The following is a 1777-nucleotide window of genomic DNA, read 5'->3' as shown; positions in this document are numbered from 1 at the left end:
GGAGAGTGTGCTGGCGTTCACAGCGCTGAAAATTGAGCTGGGATGGGGACTGCACCGCATCGATTCTAAGCTTTATACAAGGCATTTAGAGAAGGAAGAGAAAAACACGATAGAGAATGCGATTGAAGAAATCGGGCTGCTTAACTAATTTTCAACCCCGGACACCAATTTCCCGACGCTCCCACGGCTTCAGCTCATGGCGGTGCAGCAGTCTACGAATTGTTTCGTCGCTCACAGTATCAGAGATACCACGCGATATGACCTCACGTACAATCAGCGATATCGTCCATCTAGCAAAGCCTTCCGGTGGTTTTGAACAAATCATGGCAACCACCTTTGCCTCTTGCCTCGCGTCCAGTAGCCTATCCACTCCAGAACGAGGCAGATCGTGTAATGCCCGGTTGGTGTGCAACTCAATTCCCGTAGTCACACTGGCAGCTGAATTCGACACGCCTGAATTAAATAAAGTTTCATGCAGTTTTTCATCACGAGGCTCGTCCTTCAAGAGAGGTATACGTGAAATCTTGAATTGTTCGAACTCAACTCTACCGCTTGGCCGTCATCATTGAACTGTGTTCAAACATGACTAACCAATTTCACGTTCTGTTTTCTATGCAAAGGAGTTTATTTTGAAAAAGCTTTTCGTTCTTGGCTTCCTTTTCTCTAGCGCCTCTGCATTTGCTCGACCACCTGAGCCGATCGATCCCCCACCACGTTTTATCAAAAAGACTTTCGTCAATCCCAAACTTGACGGAATCGCTTTGGACTGGTGTCAACAGTGGGCAGCAAACTGCGGAAAACCAGCCGCAGATGAATTCTGTACGCTGCAGGGCTATGATTCCAGCTATAGCTCGGCGATGGCCGTTGACGTAGGCTATACAAAACTGCTGACTGGCGAAATTTGCAATGGCGCCTTCTGTGACAGCTTCGAATTTATTGGGTGTGTCGCTGAAATCTAATGCGGTTTCCGAGGGGGGGGGTCGGACAACGATGCTTCGCAACTTGGCTGAACATCTCCCCCTGTCCCTTGCCATCTGGACGAGAGTCATCAGGCGTATCACTTGCGGCTCTGTCGCAAACATTTCCAAGGTCGAAGTGAGTTTCTGAAGGGATCATTCCCCGGACGCAGTTATCCAGCGAGGGCGTAATACTGTTCGAATGGAGCGAGGCCATGGAGATCGATTTGGGGTCCCAGGCGTAAGCGTGCAAAAAATTGATGTCTGCGCAATACTACTTAATAGATAGTAGTTTGCGGTCTCAATACTCATCTGGCGGGAAAGTTTTGATACTTTGATTCTGAGATGCGATTTTGATACAGCATCGATCCATGATTATGGTGCTTTTCAACAATCTCGGATCTCCATTTTTTCTTGGTCTCAAAAACCTCCGTATTTGAGACTGAAGATTCAGTACAAAAAATATACTGGGCCAAATATTTGTCGTCCTAGACTAATCACTCCGAAACAGGCCGAAATACTTCTTAATAGGTAGTATTTTGCAAACATCAATTTTTCGCACGCTTACGCTTGGGACCCCGATTTGGCCTTTTTTGATCATGGCCATCATCTCAAAGCCGGCAATGGTCTTCGCGGCCGACATGAATGTTTTAAAGCCCAGGATCGCCCTTGTCCTTTGCCGGATCTGTTGCAAAAAAAATGTAGTATGAGGCTCCATGATAGGCCATATTTGCTAATCACCTTATCCACGGAGCGGATATGGCCATCAGTTTCAAAGGCAAACATTTCCCCAAATCTATTGTGCTGACCTGCATACGCTG

2 protein-coding genes are annotated in these 1777 nt (G+C 47.0%); one reads left to right on the top strand and one right to left on the bottom strand.

The window, feature by feature from the left end; genetic code table 11:
• Nucleotides 1–151 precede the first annotated feature (151 nt).
• Nucleotides 152–430 (bottom strand): helix-turn-helix domain-containing protein, encoded by a 279-nt coding sequence (locus VE954_RS44480; protein WP_414699039.1) that lies wholly within the window; start codon nucleotides 428–430, stop codon nucleotides 152–154.
• A gap of 199 nt (nucleotides 431–629) precedes the next feature.
• Between VE954_RS44480 and VE954_RS28680 the strand changes: the two genes are divergently transcribed.
• Nucleotides 630–959 carry a hypothetical protein gene (locus VE954_RS28680; protein WP_324959384.1) on the top strand — a complete coding sequence of 110 codons (330 nt, stop codon included), beginning with the start codon at nucleotides 630–632 and terminating at the stop codon, nucleotides 957–959.
• Nucleotides 960–1777 lie beyond the last annotated feature (818 nt).

Origin of the sequence: Oligoflexus sp., assembly GCF_035638955.1 — a bacterium.
Taxonomy (GTDB): domain Bacteria; phylum Bdellovibrionota_B; class Oligoflexia; order Oligoflexales; family Oligoflexaceae; genus Oligoflexus.
The sequence above is the reverse complement of the archived record's forward strand: the minus strand, read 5'-3'. Positions and strand labels throughout refer to the sequence as shown.